Here is a 443-nt window from a genome sequence, read left to right as displayed (position 1 = left end):
CGGTGCCTAACGTTTGCCATTCTCCGTCTTTTAATTCGGTATATTCAGGCCAAATACGCAATACGCTTTCAGTGAAAAAAGCGGGGTCAATACGGGACGGATCGCTCATCATCAAATAGGCTTTTAAGGCTTGATAAGCGGATTGAGCACCTTCAATTCGTTCTGCACTTTCTGGTGGGAACTGCATAAATGCGTGAAGATAATTTTCAAGATGTTGTTGTGTTGAATTGCGTAATAACGGCAACATGGATTGGCTATAAACTGGCCATAGATGGCTAAGCAATGCATTATTACTGCTTAATCCAAATCGTAACCAAAATGGAACAGAAGTTTTCTCTCGATAGCTTAATAAACCGAGTGTTTGTTGTAAGCCATATTGTGCCTGTAGGCGGGCAAATTCAGATTGATGATTGTCTGTTGCTAACTGCGCTTGTTGTTGGCTT

At 41.5% G+C, this 443-nt stretch carries 1 protein-coding gene; it reads right to left on the bottom strand.

Annotated features, from left to right (window positions below):
- Positions 1 to 443: ImcF-related family protein (locus INT04_RS19840; protein WP_226894205.1), on the bottom strand; the 443-nt coding region annotated here is incomplete at both ends.

It is taken from the genome of Proteus sp. FME41 (genome assembly GCF_014897315.1).
Taxonomy (GTDB): Bacteria; Pseudomonadota; Gammaproteobacteria; order Enterobacterales; family Enterobacteriaceae; genus Proteus.
This window is presented reverse-complemented; position numbering and strand designations above follow the sequence as displayed.